At 72.2% G+C, this 14,140-nt stretch carries 15 protein-coding genes; 9 read left to right on the top strand and 6 right to left on the bottom strand.

The window, feature by feature from the left end:
* Positions 1-37 precede the first annotated feature (37 nt).
* Complete coding sequence (locus ACEZDG_RS16690) at positions 38-1,516, top strand: MFS transporter (protein WP_380509471.1); 1,479 nt, start codon at positions 38-40, stop codon at positions 1,514-1,516.
* 61 nt (positions 1,517-1,577) lie between these two features.
* Here ACEZDG_RS16690 and ACEZDG_RS16685 read toward each other — a convergent pair whose 3' ends face one another.
* Positions 1,578-2,252, bottom strand: coding sequence for an HAD family hydrolase (locus tag ACEZDG_RS16685; protein ID WP_380509468.1), 675 nt, complete (start codon positions 2,250-2,252; stop codon positions 1,578-1,580).
* Positions 2,253-2,352: 100 nt separating this feature from the next.
* Between ACEZDG_RS16685 and ACEZDG_RS16680 the strand changes: the two genes are divergently transcribed.
* From ACEZDG_RS16680 to mscL, 3 genes are all read left to right on the top strand, one after another.
* The gene (locus ACEZDG_RS16680; protein ID WP_380509465.1) at positions 2,353-2,907 is read left to right on the top strand and encodes a MarR family winged helix-turn-helix transcriptional regulator; all 555 of its coding nucleotides are present in this window, start codon (positions 2,353-2,355) and stop codon (positions 2,905-2,907) included.
* Positions 2,908-2,996: 89 nt separating this feature from the next.
* Positions 2,997-4,646, top strand: coding sequence for an MDR family MFS transporter (locus ACEZDG_RS16675; RefSeq protein ID WP_380509827.1), 1,650 nt, complete (start codon positions 2,997-2,999; stop codon positions 4,644-4,646).
* Positions 4,647-4,775: 129 nt separating this feature from the next.
* Positions 4,776-5,222, top strand: coding sequence for a large conductance mechanosensitive channel protein MscL (mscL, locus tag ACEZDG_RS16670; RefSeq protein ID WP_380509462.1), 447 nt, complete (start codon positions 4,776-4,778; stop codon positions 5,220-5,222).
* 11 nt (positions 5,223-5,233) lie between these two features.
* On the opposite strand, the gene ACEZDG_RS16665 is transcribed toward mscL, so the two are convergent.
* From ACEZDG_RS16665 to ACEZDG_RS16650, 4 genes are read right to left on the bottom strand one after another with little or no spacing between them, the layout of a single operon-like run.
* Positions 5,234-5,866 carry a uridine kinase gene (locus tag ACEZDG_RS16665; protein WP_380509459.1) on the bottom strand — a complete coding sequence of 211 codons (633 nt, stop codon included), beginning with the start codon at positions 5,864-5,866 and terminating at the stop codon, positions 5,234-5,236.
* Positions 5,867-5,870: 4 nt separating this feature from the next.
* Complete coding sequence (locus ACEZDG_RS16660; RefSeq protein ID WP_380509456.1) at positions 5,871-6,824, bottom strand: aldo/keto reductase; 954 nt, start codon at positions 6,822-6,824, stop codon at positions 5,871-5,873.
* Positions 6,825-6,880: 56 nt separating this feature from the next.
* A complete protein-coding gene (locus tag ACEZDG_RS16655; protein ID WP_380509454.1) occupies positions 6,881-7,849 on the bottom strand; it encodes a sugar kinase in 969 nt (322 codons plus the stop codon).
* Complete coding sequence (locus ACEZDG_RS16650) at positions 7,846-8,520, bottom strand: bifunctional 4-hydroxy-2-oxoglutarate aldolase/2-dehydro-3-deoxy-phosphogluconate aldolase (RefSeq protein ID WP_380509451.1); 675 nt, start codon at positions 8,518-8,520, stop codon at positions 7,846-7,848. The genes ACEZDG_RS16655 and ACEZDG_RS16650 overlap by 4 nt, the downstream gene beginning before the upstream one ends.
* Before the next feature lie 135 nt (positions 8,521-8,655).
* Here ACEZDG_RS16650 and ACEZDG_RS16645 point away from each other — a divergent pair, with 135 nt between their 5' ends.
* The 5 genes from ACEZDG_RS16645 (at position 8,656) to ACEZDG_RS16625 (ending at position 12,957) form a co-directional block, all read left to right on the top strand.
* Entirely contained in the window at positions 8,656-9,312 is a 657-nt protein-coding gene (locus ACEZDG_RS16645) for a GntR family transcriptional regulator (protein ID WP_380509448.1), read from the top strand.
* 87 nt (positions 9,313-9,399) lie between these two features.
* The gene (locus ACEZDG_RS16640) at positions 9,400-10,377 is read left to right on the top strand and encodes a 5-dehydro-4-deoxyglucarate dehydratase (RefSeq protein WP_380509445.1); all 978 of its coding nucleotides are present in this window, start codon (positions 9,400-9,402) and stop codon (positions 10,375-10,377) included.
* A gap of 2 nt (positions 10,378-10,379) precedes the next feature.
* Positions 10,380-11,651 carry a glucarate dehydratase family protein gene (locus tag ACEZDG_RS16635; protein ID WP_380509442.1) on the top strand — a complete coding sequence of 424 codons (1,272 nt, stop codon included), beginning with the start codon at positions 10,380-10,382 and terminating at the stop codon, positions 11,649-11,651.
* Positions 11,652-11,823: 172 nt separating this feature from the next.
* Positions 11,824-12,015 (top strand): hypothetical protein, encoded by a 192-nt coding sequence (locus ACEZDG_RS16630; RefSeq protein WP_380509439.1) that lies wholly within the window; start codon positions 11,824-11,826, stop codon positions 12,013-12,015.
* 114 nt (positions 12,016-12,129) lie between these two features.
* Complete coding sequence (locus ACEZDG_RS16625) at positions 12,130-12,957, top strand: tyrosine-protein phosphatase (RefSeq protein ID WP_380509436.1); 828 nt, start codon at positions 12,130-12,132, stop codon at positions 12,955-12,957.
* Positions 12,958-13,074: 117 nt separating this feature from the next.
* Here the strand turns inward: ACEZDG_RS16625 and ACEZDG_RS16620 are convergent, their stop codons facing one another.
* Complete coding sequence (locus ACEZDG_RS16620; protein ID WP_380509433.1) at positions 13,075-14,010, bottom strand: RNA polymerase sigma factor SigF; 936 nt, start codon at positions 14,008-14,010, stop codon at positions 13,075-13,077.
* Positions 14,011-14,140: the final 130 nt, after the last annotated feature.

Raw genomic sequence — 14,140 nt, 5'->3', positions numbered from 1 at the left:
CGCCCCGGCACGCTCCACCCGCGAGCAGAGGCCCACCATGACCACCCCCAGCCCACCCCCGGCCGCCCGCCCGGCCGACTGCCCGACCAGTACTCCCGTCGCCCTCGCCGAGTTCTCGGTCGCCGCCCGCCTGAACCGGCTGCCCATCACCTCGCTGCACCGCCGGGCCACCGCGGTCATCGGCCTGGGCCTGTTCTTCGACCTCTACGAGGCGTTCCTGGCCGGGGTGCTGAGCACCGCGCTGGTCAAGGACTTCCATGTGACCACGGGCCAACTCCCGTGGCTGCTCGGCTCGGCGTTCCTCGGCGCCTTCGCCGGCGCGGTGCTGCTGCCGACCCTGGCCGACCGGGTCGGCCGCCGCCGCGCCTTCATGCTGACCCTGGCCCTGTACTCGGTGGCCTCGCTGGCCGGTGCGTTCAGTCCGGACCTGTGGTGGCTGGTCGCCGCCCGCTTCGTGGCCGGGATCGGCATCGGCGCCGAACTGCCGGTGGCCGACACCTACCTCGCCGACCTGCTGCCGCAGCGGCAGCGTGGCCGCTACATCGCCTGGGCCTACACCCTGGCCTTCTGCGGCGTGCCGGTGGTCGGCCTGCTGGGCCGGTTCCTGGTCCCGCACCCGCAGTTGGGCATCGAGGGCTGGCGCTGGCTGCTCGCCCTGGGCTCGCTGGGCGCGGCCGTGGTCTGGCTGCTGCGGCGCAACCTGCCCGAATCCCCGCGCTGGCTGGAGGCCGTCGGCCGGCACGAGGAGGCCAACCGGATCACCGCCGCGATGGAGCAGCAGGCCACCGCCCAGGGCCCGTTGGACCCGCCGCAGCTGGACGTCGACCCACCCGGGGCGCAGCCGCTGTCCGCGCTGCTGCAGCCGCCGCTGCGCTCCCGCAGCATCATGCTGTGGATCTTCCAGGCGCTGCAGAGCTTCGGCTACTACGGGTTCGGCACCCTGGTCCCGCTGGTGCTGGCGGCCAAGGGCTACTCGGTGGTGACCTCGCTCGGCTACACCGCCACCGCCTTCTTCGGCTATCCGCTGGGCTCGCTGCTGTCCATCCCGCTGATCGAGCGGGTGGAGCGGAAGTGGCTGATCACCGCCTCGGCCGGGGCGATGGCGCTGCTGGGCCTCGGCTTCGCCGAGGCGGCCCGGCCCTGGCAGATCGTGGCCTGCGGGCTGGCCTACACCATGGTGTCCAATGTGTTCTCCAACGGCTTCCACATCTACCAGACCGAGCTGTTCCCGACCCAGCTGCGGGCCACCGCCACCGGCAGCGCGTACTCGCTGAGCCGGCTGTCCACCGCGGTGATGCCCTTCATCATGGTGCCGCTGCTGCACCGCGGCGGGCCCGGCTGGGTCTTCGCCGTCGCCGCGGTGGCGATGGCGACGGTGGCCGGCACCGTCGCCGCGCTGGGTCCGCGCACCAATGCCCAGGCCCTGGAGCACAGCGGCGCCGCCGTGCCTCCGACGGACCGTCGGCCGCGGGGGCAGGAAGACGCGCCCGCGCTGCAGGACACCACCGTCCGGTAGCCGGGCCGTAGACCACCAGCCCTCCCGGGCACCGCAGTTGAGGTGTCCGGGACGGCTGCCGTCAGGCGGGCGGCAGGGCGGACCCGGCCAGCCGCCGCTGTTCCAGGTACTCGGCGAGCTCCGGATGCGAACCCACCGCGACCGGCCGTCCCACACAGTCCAGCATCGGGATGTCCGAGGGGTGGTCGCCGTAGGCGAAGCAGTCCTCGGCCCGGACGTCGGGCCGCTCGGCCAGCACCCGCCGCACCGCCGCCCGCTTGGCCTGCCCGATCATCGGCTGGACCACCTCGCCGGTGTAGCGGCCGGACCGCACCACCAGTTCCGTGGACAGCACCGCCTCGGCCCGCACCTGGCGGGCGATCGGCGCCAGCACCGGTGCGAACGAGCCGGAGACCAGCACCACCGGGCAGCCGGCGGCCCGGTGCCCGGCCAGCGCCGCCACCGTGGACTCCACGAAGAACCCGGCCGAGGCGGACCGTTCGGCGTACCAGGCCTCGCCGGCGGTCTCGACCTCGGCCTGCTGCTGCCCGGCGAACAGCCGGTAGAAGTCGCGGTTCAGCTTCTCGCGCGGTACCCCGGCCGCCGCGGCGTCGGCGAATCCGCGCCGGTGCTCGGCGAAGCGCTGCTCACCCGCCGCGCCGTGCTGCCGGACCAGCGAGAAGCGCAGGAAGTCGAACATGCTCTTGAGGCTGATCAGGGTCTCGTCCACGTCGCTGAACACCAGATAGCGGCTCATGATCCCTATGGTTCCAGTCAGGCGGCTGACAGGCCATGGAAAGGTGTGCTGTACAGTTACTTGCTAGTGCCAAGCAACTATGTTCCCAGGGGAGGGCGGCATGGACCAGGCAGGGGCACCGGTACCAGCACGAGCACCGGCCACGGCGACCGCCGAGGAAGCGGCGACCGCGCTCGGTGACGAGATGCAGCGCTTCGTCCGGCTGATCAACGCCTGGAAGCAGCGGGCCAGGGAGGATCCGGGCGGGGGCGACCGGGTGCTGCTGGCCCGGCTGGTGACCTGCGGGCCGAAGCGGGCCACGGACCTCGCCGCCGACACCTTCCTGGACCTGTCCACGGTCAGCCGGCAGATCCGCTCCCTGGTCGACCGCGGCCTGGTCGAGCGGAAGCCCGACCCCGAGGACCGCCGGGGCGCGCTGCTCTCCGCCACCGAGGTCGGCGTCCTCGCCTTCCAGCACTTCCGGGACCAGCGCAACCAGAAGCTGGCCCGCATTCTCGACGCCTGGCCGGCCGAGGACCGCCACGAGCTGGTCCGGCTGTTCGGGCGCCTGAACGACGACTTCGCAGAAAACCGCGCAGAACTCTTCGGCGGGCCGGTCGGGGTCACCGTCCCCACCGCTGTCGCCGCCGGAACCCAGCTAGGAGAAGACACGTGAGCAGCAGTACCAAGAGCAGCGGGAGCGCGTCCGCGGCGCCCGCCGCTGCGGTGATACCCGCGTCCGGCGGGTTGAGCCACCGTCAGATCATGACCATCCTCTCCGGTCTGATGATCGGTATGTTCCTGGCCGCGCTCGACCAGACCATCGTCAGCACCGCGATCCGCACCATCGCCGACGACCTGCACGGACTGAGCCAGCAGGCGTGGACCACCACCGCGTACCTGATCACCTCCACCATCGCCACGCCGCTCTACGGCAAGCTCTCCGACATGCACGGCCGCAAGCCGTACTTCCTGGCCGCGATCAGCATCTTCGTGGTCGGCTCGGTGGCCTGTACGTTCGCCACCTCGATGATCGAACTGGCCGCGTTCCGCGCCTTCCAGGGCCTCGGCGCCGGCGGTCTGATGTCGCTCGCGCTGGCGATCATCGGCGACATCGTGCCGCCGCGTGAGCGGGCCCGCTACCAGGGCTACATCCTCGCCGTGTTCGCCACCTCCAGTGTCCTCGGACCGCTGGTCGGCGGCTTCCTGGCCGGTCAGAGCACCATCCTGGGCATCGCCGGCTGGCGCTGGGTGTTCCTGGTGAACGTGCCGATCGGCCTGGTCGCGCTGGTCGTGGTCGCCAAGGTGCTGAACATCCCGCACACCCGCCGGGAGCACCGGATCGACTGGTGGGGCGCGGTGACCATCGCGGTCGGCGTGGTCCCGCTGCTGCTGGTCGCCGAGCAGGGGCAGACCTGGGGCTGGCTCTCCGGCCGCGCCCTGCTCTGCTACGTGGTCGGGGTGCTGGGTGTGATCGCCTGGATCCTGGTCGAACGCCGGATGGGCGACGAGGCGCTGATCCCGATGCGGCTGTTCAAGAACAAGGTCTTCAGCCAGACCAGCGTGCTGTCGGTGCTGGTCGGCATGGGCATGTTCGGCGGACTGCTGATGGTGCCGCAGTACCTGCAGATCGTGAAGGGCGCCAGCCCGACCAAGTCCGGCCTGCTGATGCTCCCGCTGATGCTGGGCATGATGAGCGCGTCGATCCTGGCCGGTCAGCTGACCTCCAGGACCGGGCGCTACAAGATCTTCCCGGTGATCGGCACGGCGCTGCTCACGGTCGCGATGCTGCTGTTCCACTTCGAGGTCCAGTGGAACACGCCGCTGCTGGAGACCATGGTCATCATGCTGCTCTTCGGCATCGGCCTCGGCCTCACCATGCAGACGCTGACGCTCTCGGTGCAGAACGCGGTGCCGGCCAAGGACATGGGCGTCGCCACCGCCTCGGCCACCTTCTTCCGGCAGCTGGGCGCCACGGCCGGTACCGCGATCTTCCTGTCGGTGCTGTTCAGCAGCGTCGGCGACAAGATCAACGCGGCCTTCCGGACCGCGTCGCAGACCCCGCAGTTCCAGGCCGCGCTGCACGACCCGGCGGTCGCCGGGAAGCCCGGCAACCAGCCGGTGATCCAGATGCTGCAGCATCCGGGAGCGGGCGGCGGCGGCGCCTCGGTGCTCAGCGACTCCTCGTTCATCCAGAAGCTGGACGACGTCTTCGCGGCCCCCTTCAAGCAGGGCTTCGCCGACTCCATGCACGGGGTGTTCCTGCTCGGCGCCGGCGTCGTCGCGGTGGCCTTCGTGCTGGTGCTCTTCATCAAGGAGGTGCCGCTGCGCAGCGTCTCCGGCATCCAGGCGCAGGCCCAGGCCGCCGCCGCGGCGCTGGAGAAGACCGGCGCCAAGGGAGCTGACGCCTCGTAACGGCTGAATGCGGTGTGTACGGCCCCGCTCCTGAGCGGGGCCGTTCGCATGTTCGGTGCCAAACCTGGGAGGGTGTGCCCGCGCCCACCCCCTGTTGTCCTGGGCGCCGAACAGTACGGAGAGAGAACCATGAAGGGTTTCCGCAGTTTCCTGCTGCGCGGGAACGTTGTCGACCTGGCGGTCGGCATCGTGATCGGCGCAGCCTTCACGGCCGTGGTGAACGGTTTCGTCAACGCCTTCCTGACTCCCATCGTCGGGCTGATCACCGGGAAGACCGGGAACTTCAGCAGCGCGGTCTTCAAGGTGGACGGGGTCTCGTTCGCCTACGGCCAGCTGATCAACGCCACGATCAGCTTCGTTCTCATAGCCGCTGTCGTCTACTACTTCGTGGTCATGCCGGTGAACAAGCTGCATGAGCGTTTCAAGCCGAAGGAGGAGCCGGGCGCCCCGACCAAGGACTGCCCCGAGTGCCTCAGCACCATCCCGATCGCCGCGACCCGCTGCTCCTTCTGCACCATCCCGGTGGGCCCGCAGGAGCACGGCGTTCCGACACAGAAGGCCTACCCGACCCGCTAGTTGACATGTCGTCAGCCGATCACCAGGGCCGGCCGGCGCGGGTCGTCGGCCCGGACCACCAGGTCGGCGCTCTCGGCCGGACGGACCTCGTCCTCGTAGCGGGCGAAGGCCGGCAGGGTCCACTGCTGGTCCGCCGGGGTGCGGCGGGCCAGCGCGGCCGGGCTGAGCCAGAGGTGCACCGAGAGGTCGAACGGCAGCCAGCGGCCCAGCAGCAGCGGTCCGTCCAGCAGCAGCACGCCGCCGGGCGGCAGCGGCACCGGGCGGGTCCGTACCGCCCGGTCCGCCCGCGCGTCCCACAGCGCGGGCAGGACCAGGCCGCTGCCGCCCTGCTCCAGCGGGTCGAACACCTCGCGGAACAGCGCGTTGGCGTCCAACCAGCCGTCGTAGTACGCGTCGGCGTCCTGGTGTCCGTACTCCAGTCGGAGCGAGGCCGGGCGGAGGAAGTCGCCGGAGCTGATCCGCAGCACCGGGCGGCCGAGCAGCCGCAGGCCCTCCGCGACGGCGTCCGCCAGCGGGGCCGTCCCCGCCGCCGCTGCCCCGTCGACGGCGATGCGCAACCGGCCCCCGGGCGGCGGCGGGAGCTGCGCGACGCGCTCGCCGAGGGTCTCGGCGAGCGCGTCCGGTGTCAGCGGGCGGACCTGCACCCGGTCAGGCCGAGGCGTCGGTCAGCAGGGCCAGCTCGGCCTCGCTGAGGGCCAGCTCGGCGACCGCGACCAGGGCCGGCAGCTGCTCCACCGTGCGGGCGCTGGCGATCGGCGCGGCGACGGTCGGCTGCGCCAGCAGCCAGGCCAGCGCGACCGTGGCGACCTCGGCGTCGTGGTCGGCCGCGACGGTGTCCAGGGCCTCCAGCACCTTCAGTCCGCGCGGGGTGTCCAGGTGCCTGGCCGCGCCGCCGGCCCGCACGCTGTCCACGGCCGGGCCGCCGGCCCGGTACTTGCCGGTGAGGAAGCCGGAGGCGAGGCCGTAGTAGGGGACGGCGGCCAGGCCGTTGGCGGCGGCCACCTCGGCGAGCTCGCCCTCGTAGGTGTCCCGGGAGACCAGGTTGTACTGCGGCTGCAGCGCCACGTACCGGGCCAGGCCCTCGCGGTCGGAGAAGGCCAGCGAGGCGCGGAGCCGGGCCGGGGAGATGTTGGAGGCGGCGATGTGGCGCACCTTGCCCGCGCGGACCAGGGCGTCCAGCGCGGTGATGATCTCCTCGACCGGGGTGCTCTCGTCGTCGAAGTGGGTGTAGAGCAGGTCGATGTGGTCGATCCCGAGCCGGCCGAGCGACGCCTCCGTCGCGGCGGCGATGTTCGCGGCCTTGAGGCCCTTGAACTCCGGGTGCGAGCCGACCTTGGTGGCGACGACCACGTCCGCGCGGTTGCCGCGGGCGGCGATCCACCGGCCAAGCACGGTCTCCGACTCACCGCCGGAGTTGCCCGGCGCCCAGGCCGAGTAGACGTCGGCGGTGTCGACGAAATTGCCGCCCGCGGCGGCGAAGGCGTCCAGCACCGCGAAGGACTGCGCCTCGTCCGAGGTCCAGCCGAAGACGTTGCCGCCGAGGGCGAGCGGGAACACGGTGAGGTCGGAGGCGCCGAGACGGGTGCTCGTGGGAGAGGTCATGATCTGATCCAACCGGGAACGGGGCGGAGGTATTTCCGGCTCGGACGGCGGTCCGGTCAGCGCAGCGTGGTCCCCGGGGCGGCGGAGAGCAGCCCCAGCTCGTCCCGGCTGGGCAGCCCGGACCAGTCGCTGGGCACCGAGACCGCGAACGCGCCGGTCAGGCAGCCGAGCCGGAGCCGTTCGGCGGGCGGCGAGCCGTCCAGCAGCCCCGCCAGGTATCCGGCGACGAAGGCGTCGCCCGCGCCGACCGGGTCCACCGCGCGGACCGGGACGGCCGGCTGGTGCAGTACCTCGTCCGGGGTGTGCAGGGTCGCGCCCCTGGCGCCGCGCTTGACCACCAGCTCGGGGACGGCGCCGGACAGTCGGCGCACCGCCTCCGCCTCCTCGGCCGCGTCGGCCAGCAGCAGCAGTTCCTCCTCGCCCGCGAACAGCAGGCCCACCTGCGGCAGCAGCGGCAGCAACTGCTCCCGCAACTGCTCCGGGGTGCCCAGCGCGGTGCGGTGGTTGACGTCCAGTGAGACCGGGACGCCCGCCTCGGCGGCCAGCCGCACCGCGCGGCGGACGGCCGCGGCGGCGTCGGCGGAGAGCAGCGGGGTGATGCCGGTGAGGTGCAGCACGGCGGCGTCCGCGATCAGCCGGCCCGCGGCGGGGGCGGCCAGGTCGTCCGGGCAGAGCCGGGATCCGGCCGAACCGGCCCGGTAGTACTGGACCCGGGTGACGTCGGGGGTGCGCTGCTCCTTGATCAGCAGGCCGGTGGGCGCGCCCGGATCGATCCGCGCGCCGCTGGTGTCCACCTGTTCGGCGCGCAGCCGCTCCAGCACCATGGCGCCGAACTCGTCCGCGCCGACCCGGCCGATCCAGGCGGCGGGGTGGCCGAGCCGGCGCACCCCGATGGCGACATTGGACTCGGCCCCGGCGATGGAGAGGGTGAGGTGCGGGGCGTGCCGCAGTGGCCCGGCGGCGGGGGAGCCGAGGGCGGCCATGGACTCGCCCAGGGTCACCACCCCGGCGCTGCCCGCGCTCACGCGTCCCGCCGGGCCGCGGCGAGGTAGGCGGTGGCGCGGGCGGCCAGGGCGTCCAGCGCGGCCCGGCTGCTGTCCTGCGCGGACTCGCGCAGCAGCGGCGAGCCGACGCCCACCGCGACCGCCCCGGCGGCGAGGTAGTCGGCCACGTCGTCCAGGGCTATCCCGCCGATGGCGATGAAAGGGACGTCGGGGAAGGGCGCCCGCAGGTCGCGCAGATAGCGGGCGCCGCCGACGGCGTGGGCGGGGAAGAGCTTCACCGCCGCCGCGCCGAGCCGCACCGCGGCCATCGCCTCGCTGGGGGTGAGCGCGCCGCAGAGCACCGGGACGTCCTGGGCGACGCCCTCGGCCAGCACCTCCTCGGTCACCCCGGGGGTGACCAGGTACCGGGCCCCGGCGTCGATCGCGGCGCGGGCCTGGTCGCGGGTGAGCACGGTGCCCGCGCCGAGCAGGGTGCCGGGCGGCAGCGAGGAGTCGGCGACGCTGCGGCGCAGGGCTTCGAGACCGGCGTCGCTGGAGAGGGTCAGCTCGACCGCGCGGATCCCGCTGTGGGCCAGCACGGAGGCGCAGGCGGTGAGCGCGTCCGGATCGCTGCCGCGGAGGACGGCGAGCAGCCGGTCCTGGCGGAGCACGTCCAGCACATCGGCGGTCGGGGGGACGGTGAGAGGCGGCATGGCAGTGCTCCGGCTACTGGAAGGGACGGCTCGGGTCGAACGATAATCGATCGGATCGGCGCTGAATAGCCCCCCGGCCGCTAGAGTCGGTACTCCCGACCCAGCCGTCAGGCATGCGCAGCGAGGAGCCGCACCATGGTCGAACCCGGCCTCGGCGGACGGTTGTCCGACCAGGTGTACGAACTGGTCCGCGCCGCCATCGCCGCAGGTGAGCTCACTCCCGGCGGCCGACTGGTGGAACTGGACCTGGCCCGCCGCTACGGCGTCAGCCAGGCGCCGGTCAGGGACGCGCTGAAGCGGCTGGCGGCGGACGGCCTGGTGCTGCAGTTCCCGCGCCGGGGCAGCTATGTGGCCGATATCTCGGAGGAGGACGCCCGCCAGGCGTACCGGGTGCGCGCGGTGCTGGAGCAGTTCGCCGGCGCCGAGGTGTGCCGGCTGGCGCCCGAGGGCCTGGACGAGCTGCTGCGGGCGGACGTGGAGGCGATGCGCGCCGCGGCCCGCCGCGAGGACGTCGGCGGGGTGGTGGACGGCGACGTCTCGTTCCACCGCCACGTCTGGGAGGCGGCCGGGAACGGGCTGCTGGCGCGGATGTGGACGGTGACCGAGGCCAGCCTGCGCAGCTTCACCGCGGTCTCCAACAAGGTCTATTTCGGCCGCCTGGAGCAGATCGCGGAGAACCACGTGCCGCTGGTCGCGGCGCTGGCCGGGGGCCGGCCCGAGATCGCCGGGATCCTGTTCCGCGAGCATGTGCTGGAGATCTGGGAGCGCATCGGGGCTCCGATTATCGATTAGCCGAGATTGTCTCCCTGGGGATCGTTCAGTAAACTGAACTCAGTTCACGAATATGAACATAGATCTCACGTCTCGCTGAGGAGCCTCATGGACCTCCACGCCGTACTCACCCCGCCGCTCTCCTTCCCGCTGACCCCCTTCACCGAGGACGACACCCTCGCCCTCGACGTCCTCGAACTCCATGTCGAGCAGCAGGTCGCGGCCGGCGCCACCGCCGTGTTCATCGCCTGCGGCACCGGGGAGTTCACGGCGCTCAGCCGCGAGGAGTACCGCGAGGTGGTCACCCTCGCCGTGAAGACCGTGGCCGGACGGGTCCCGGTCTTCGCCGGCGCCGGCGGCGGCCCGGCGGTCGCCCGCGAGTATCTCGCCGACGCCGCCGAGTGCGGTGCGGACGGCGTGCTGCTGCTGCCCCCGTACCTGGTCAGCTCGAGCCCCGAGGGCGTGCTCGGGCACATCCGCTACGTGGTGCGGGACAGCCCGCTGCCGGTGGTCGTCTACCAGCGCGCCAACGCCAGGCTCAACCCGGCGACCGCGCTGGCGCTGCTCGACCTGCCCCAGGTGGTCGGCCTCAAGGACGGCCTCGGCGACGTCGAGCAGATGCAGCGGATCGTCGCCACCGTCCGCACCAGCGGGCACCAGCGCGCCGCCTCGTTCTACTTCCTCAACGGGCTGCCGACCGCCGAGCTCTCCGCCCGCGCCTACGCGGCCATCGGCATCGGCAGCTACTCCTCGGCGGTGCACTCCTTCGCCCCCGACCTCGCGCACGCCTTCGCCCGCGCGCTCGACAACGGCGACGACGCGCTGCTGGACGACCTGCTGGCGTCCTTCCTGCTGCCGCTCGCCGACCTGCGCGACCTGGTCCCCGGCTACGCCGTCTCGCTGGTCAAGGCCGCCGCCCGGCGCGAGGGCCTGCCGGTCGGACCGGTCCGACCGCCGCTGGTCGAGGCGCGCGAGGAGCACGTGGACGAACTGGTACGTATCATCGCGGCAGGCCGTGCCGTCCTGGCCGCCCGTGCCGCCGCCGTTGCCGCTCCCGTTGCCGATGCCGCCGTGGAGGCGAAGTAGCAGTGAAGATCCGTCAGATCACCGTCACCCCGGTCGCCTTCCACGATCCCGCCCTGCTCAACGCGGTCGGCGTGCACGAGCCCTACGCCCTGCGCAGCATCATCCAGCTGCACTGCGACGACGGCGTCGTCGGCCTCGGCGAGTCCTACGGCGACGACGCTTTCCTGGCCCTGCTGGGCGCCGCCGCCGAGGCGATCACCGGCCTGGATGTGTTCCACCTCGGCCTGATCGAGCAGGCCGTCGCCCGCGTCATCGGCGGCGGGGCCTTCGCCGACAGCCACGGCCTCACCGGCGGCTCCTCCAGCTCCAAGACCGTGCTCTCGGTCTTCTCCGCCTTCGAGGTCGCCTGCCTGGACGCCCAGGGCAAGTCGGTCGGCCGGCCCGTCGCCGACCTGCTCGGCGGCGCGGTCCGCGACCGGGTGCCCTTCTCCGCCTACCTCTTCTACAAATGGGACGGCCACCCCGGCGCCGCCCCCGAGGACGGCGACGACTGGGGCGCCGCGCTCGACCCGGACGGCATCGTCCGGCAGGCCCGCCGCATGATCGACCGCTACGGCTTCGGGGCGGTCAAGCTCAAGGGCGGCGTGTTCCCTCCCGAGCAGGAGATCGAGGCGGTCCTCGCGCTGCGGGCCGCCTTCCCCGACCTGCCGCTGCGGCTCGACCCCAACGCCGCCTGGACCGTCCCCACCTCGCTCAAGGTGGCCGAGGCGCTGGACGGCGTGCTGGAGTACCTGGAGGACCCGACCGCCGGCATCGAGGGCATGGCGGAGGTGGCCCGGCAGGCGCCGATGCCGCTGGCCACCAACATGTGCGTGGTCGCCCCCGAGCACCTCGCCCCCGGGCTGCGGCAGCGGGCCATCGGCGTGCTGCTGTCCGACCACCACTACTGGGGCGGGCTGCGGCACTCCCAGCAGGTGTCGGCGCTCTGCGCCAACTTCGACGTGGGCCTGTCCATGCACTCCAACAGCCACCTGGGCATCAGCCTGGCCGCGATGGTCCAGCTCGCCGCCGCCACCCAGCACCTGACCTACGCCTGCGACACCCACTGGCCGTGGAAGCGCGAGGACGAGGACGTGATCGTCCCCGGCGCGCTCAGCTTCGTGGACGGCGCGGTGCCGGTCCCGCAGGGCCCCGGCCTCGGCGTCGAGCTGGACGAGGACGCGCTGGCCCGGCTGCACCGGCTCTACCTGGACTGCGGGCTGCGGCAGCGCGACGACACCGGCTACATGCAGCGGCTGCACCCCGGCTACACCCCGAACACGCCGGGCTGGTGAGGCGTGGGGCTGTGGGGGTCTGCGGTGCTTCACGTGTCTGCAGCGATCCGCGGGTTTGCAGTGCTCCGCGGGTTTGTAGTGCTCCGCGGGTTTGTAGCGAACTCGTGTTGATACAGGTTCGCTACACCCGCGGTTGACCGGTGTTCATCCGGATTGGCTAGAGTCACTTTCCATGTCCGACTACCAGAACCGCCCCGTCGAGGACCCGTCCGCGAGCACCCAGATGTTCCGGGCCTTCGTCGACGAACCGCAGCCCCAGCCCGCCACCGCCGTCAGCGGGAGCAGCCGCACCGGCCTCATCGCGGTCGGCGCGATCATCGCGCTGATCGTCGTGATCGGTGTCGTCTACCTGGCGATGAAGTAACCCGCAGCGCCCGTTGCTGTCGTCCGACCGTCGCCCCGCCGCGGCGGTCGGCACAGTGCTGCCCGCCCGCAGTCGGCGCGGCCCGCGCCGAACCGTCCCAGGGAGAGAACCGTCGTGACCGATCCGCAGACCGCGGCTGGCCGCAGCCTCGGCCTCAAGACCGCCGTCAACGCCCGTGACCTGGGCGGATACCGCACCGCCGACGGCCGTACGGTCCGCACCGGGGTTGCTCTGCGCAGCGACGCGCTGAGCCGGCTCACCGACGCCGATCTGGCGGTCCTCACCGGCCTCGGCGTACGCGCGGTGGTCGACCTGCGCGGGATGAACGAGGTCACGGCGAACGGCGCCGACCGGCTGCCCGACGACGGCTCGGTGCGCCTGGTGCACCTGCCGGTCTACTCGGCCGAGCACGACATCTACCTCTCCCTGCGCGACGTCCTGGCCGGTCAGGACGCGGTGGCGCAGCAGGCCCTGCTCGGCGACGGCGGCGCCGAGCGGATCATGGCCGAGATGTACGGCTGGTTCGTCACCGACCCGGCGATCCGCGGCCTCTTCGCCGAGGCGGTACGGATGCTGGCCGACCCGAACGGGACGCCGTTGGTGTTCCACTGCACGGCCGGCAAGGACCGCACCGGCTGGACCGCGGCGATCGTGCTGACCGCGCTGGGCGTCGACCGTGCCACGGTCTACGAGGACTACCTGCTCACCAACACCCGCTCGGCCGCGCTGATGGACCGGATCATGGAGGTGTTCCGGACCAACGCGGTGATGGAGGACCCGACGCTGATGATGCCGGTGATCCGCGCCGAGGCGTCCTACCTGGACGCCGCGTTCGCCGCGGTGGCACAGGGCTGGCCGACCTTCGACGCCTTCCTGACGGACGGCCTGGCGCTCGACCCGGCCACCCTGTCCGCGCTCCGCAAGAACCTGCTCACGGACTGACGGACTCATGGATTGACCTGGGTGTGCGGCGGGGTGCACGGCGGGCTGCGGCCGGTTGTGGTGGGCAGGCCCCCGAGGCCCGCCCACCGGTCTCCGTCGCGGTCGTCCGCACCGCTCTCACGCCTCCGCGATCAGCCCCTCCCGGAGTGTCGCCAGGGTGCGGGTCAGCAGCCGGGAGACGTGCATCTGCGAGATGCCGATCTCCTCGCCGATCTGCGACTGCGTCATATTGCCGAAGAAGCGCAGCATGATGATCCGCCGCTCGCGTGCGGGCAGCCGGGCCAGCAGCGGCTTCAGCGACTCGCGGTACTCGACCCCCTCCATCGCCGCGTCCTCGTAGCCGAGGCGCTCGGCGAGCGGGCCGTCGCCGTCCTCGTCGGTGGGGGCGGTGTCCAGTGAGCTGGCGGTGTAGGCGTTGCCGACGGCGAGGCCCTCGACCACGTCCTCCTCGCTGACGCCCAGGGCGGCGGCCAGCTCGGAGACGGTGGGGGAGCGGTCCAGCTTCTGCGCCAGTTCGTCCCCGGCGCGGGTGAGCGAAAGCCGCAGTTCCTGGAGCCGGCGCGGGACCCGGACCGACCAGCTGGTGTCACGGAAGAAACGTTTGATCTCGCCGATGATGGTCGGCATCGCGAAGGTCGGGAACTCGACTCCGCGCTCGTTGTCGAACCGGTCGATCGCCTTGATCAGGCCGATGGTGCCGACCTGGACGATGTCCTCCATCGGCTCGTTGCGGCTGCGGAAGCGGGCCGCGGCATAACGCACCAGCGGGAGGTTCAGCTCGATCAGGGTGTCCCGGACATAGGGGTGGTCGCGGTCCTCGGGCGTCAGCGTCGCGAAGCGCTTGAACAGGCTGCGGGAGAGGGCGCGGGTGTCGAGTCCCTCGCGCTCGACCAGCTCGGCCACCACGTCGGTGACCACCACGGCTGCCGCCTCGGCCGCCGCTGCTTCCGCCTCGCTGACATCGGGCTCGGCAGGCTCGATCCCGGCCGCCCGGGGGGCGGGCAGGACCGCTGCGTTGGAGAGAATCTCAGGGCTGCCCAGTTCTACGGACACGCTACCCCCTCATGTCGACAAAGCCACCGCTGCCCGAGTCGACAAGGCGACGACTCGATGTACCTCCACTGGGATACCGGCTCAGGATCCCCTCCAAACCCCAACACGACCAGACGTCACGCGATGGTAA

The sequence above is a fragment of the Streptacidiphilus alkalitolerans genome (genome assembly GCF_042511045.1).
GTDB lineage: Bacteria > Actinomycetota > Actinomycetes > Streptomycetales > Streptomycetaceae > Streptacidiphilus > Streptacidiphilus alkalitolerans.
Note: the sequence above shows the minus strand (reverse complement) of the source record. Positions and strands in the feature narration are given on the sequence as shown.

Bases quoted from the DNA above. Each gene is read 5' to 3' on its own strand.
- ACEZDG_RS16690 (WP_380509471.1), top strand. From the start codon at position 38: ATGACCACCCCCAGCCCACCCCCGGCCGCCCGCCCGGCCGACTGCCCG.
- ACEZDG_RS16685 (WP_380509468.1), bottom strand. From the start codon at position 2,252: ATGAGCCGCTATCTGGTGTTCAGCGACGTGGACGAGACCCTGATCAGC.
- ACEZDG_RS16680 (WP_380509465.1), top strand. From the start codon at position 2,353: ATGGACCAGGCAGGGGCACCGGTACCAGCACGAGCACCGGCCACGGCG.
- ACEZDG_RS16675 (WP_380509827.1), top strand. From the start codon at position 2,997: ATGACCATCCTCTCCGGTCTGATGATCGGTATGTTCCTGGCCGCGCTC.
- mscL (WP_380509462.1), top strand. From the start codon at position 4,776: ATGAAGGGTTTCCGCAGTTTCCTGCTGCGCGGGAACGTTGTCGACCTG.
- ACEZDG_RS16660 (WP_380509456.1), bottom strand. From the start codon at position 6,824: ATGACCTCTCCCACGAGCACCCGTCTCGGCGCCTCCGACCTCACCGTG.
- ACEZDG_RS16650 (WP_380509451.1), bottom strand. From the start codon at position 8,520: ATGCCGCCTCTCACCGTCCCCCCGACCGCCGATGTGCTGGACGTGCTC.
- ACEZDG_RS16645 (WP_380509448.1), top strand. From the start codon at position 8,656: ATGGTCGAACCCGGCCTCGGCGGACGGTTGTCCGACCAGGTGTACGAA.
- ACEZDG_RS16640 (WP_380509445.1), top strand. From the start codon at position 9,400: ATGGACCTCCACGCCGTACTCACCCCGCCGCTCTCCTTCCCGCTGACC.
- ACEZDG_RS16630 (WP_380509439.1), top strand. From the start codon at position 11,824: ATGTCCGACTACCAGAACCGCCCCGTCGAGGACCCGTCCGCGAGCACC.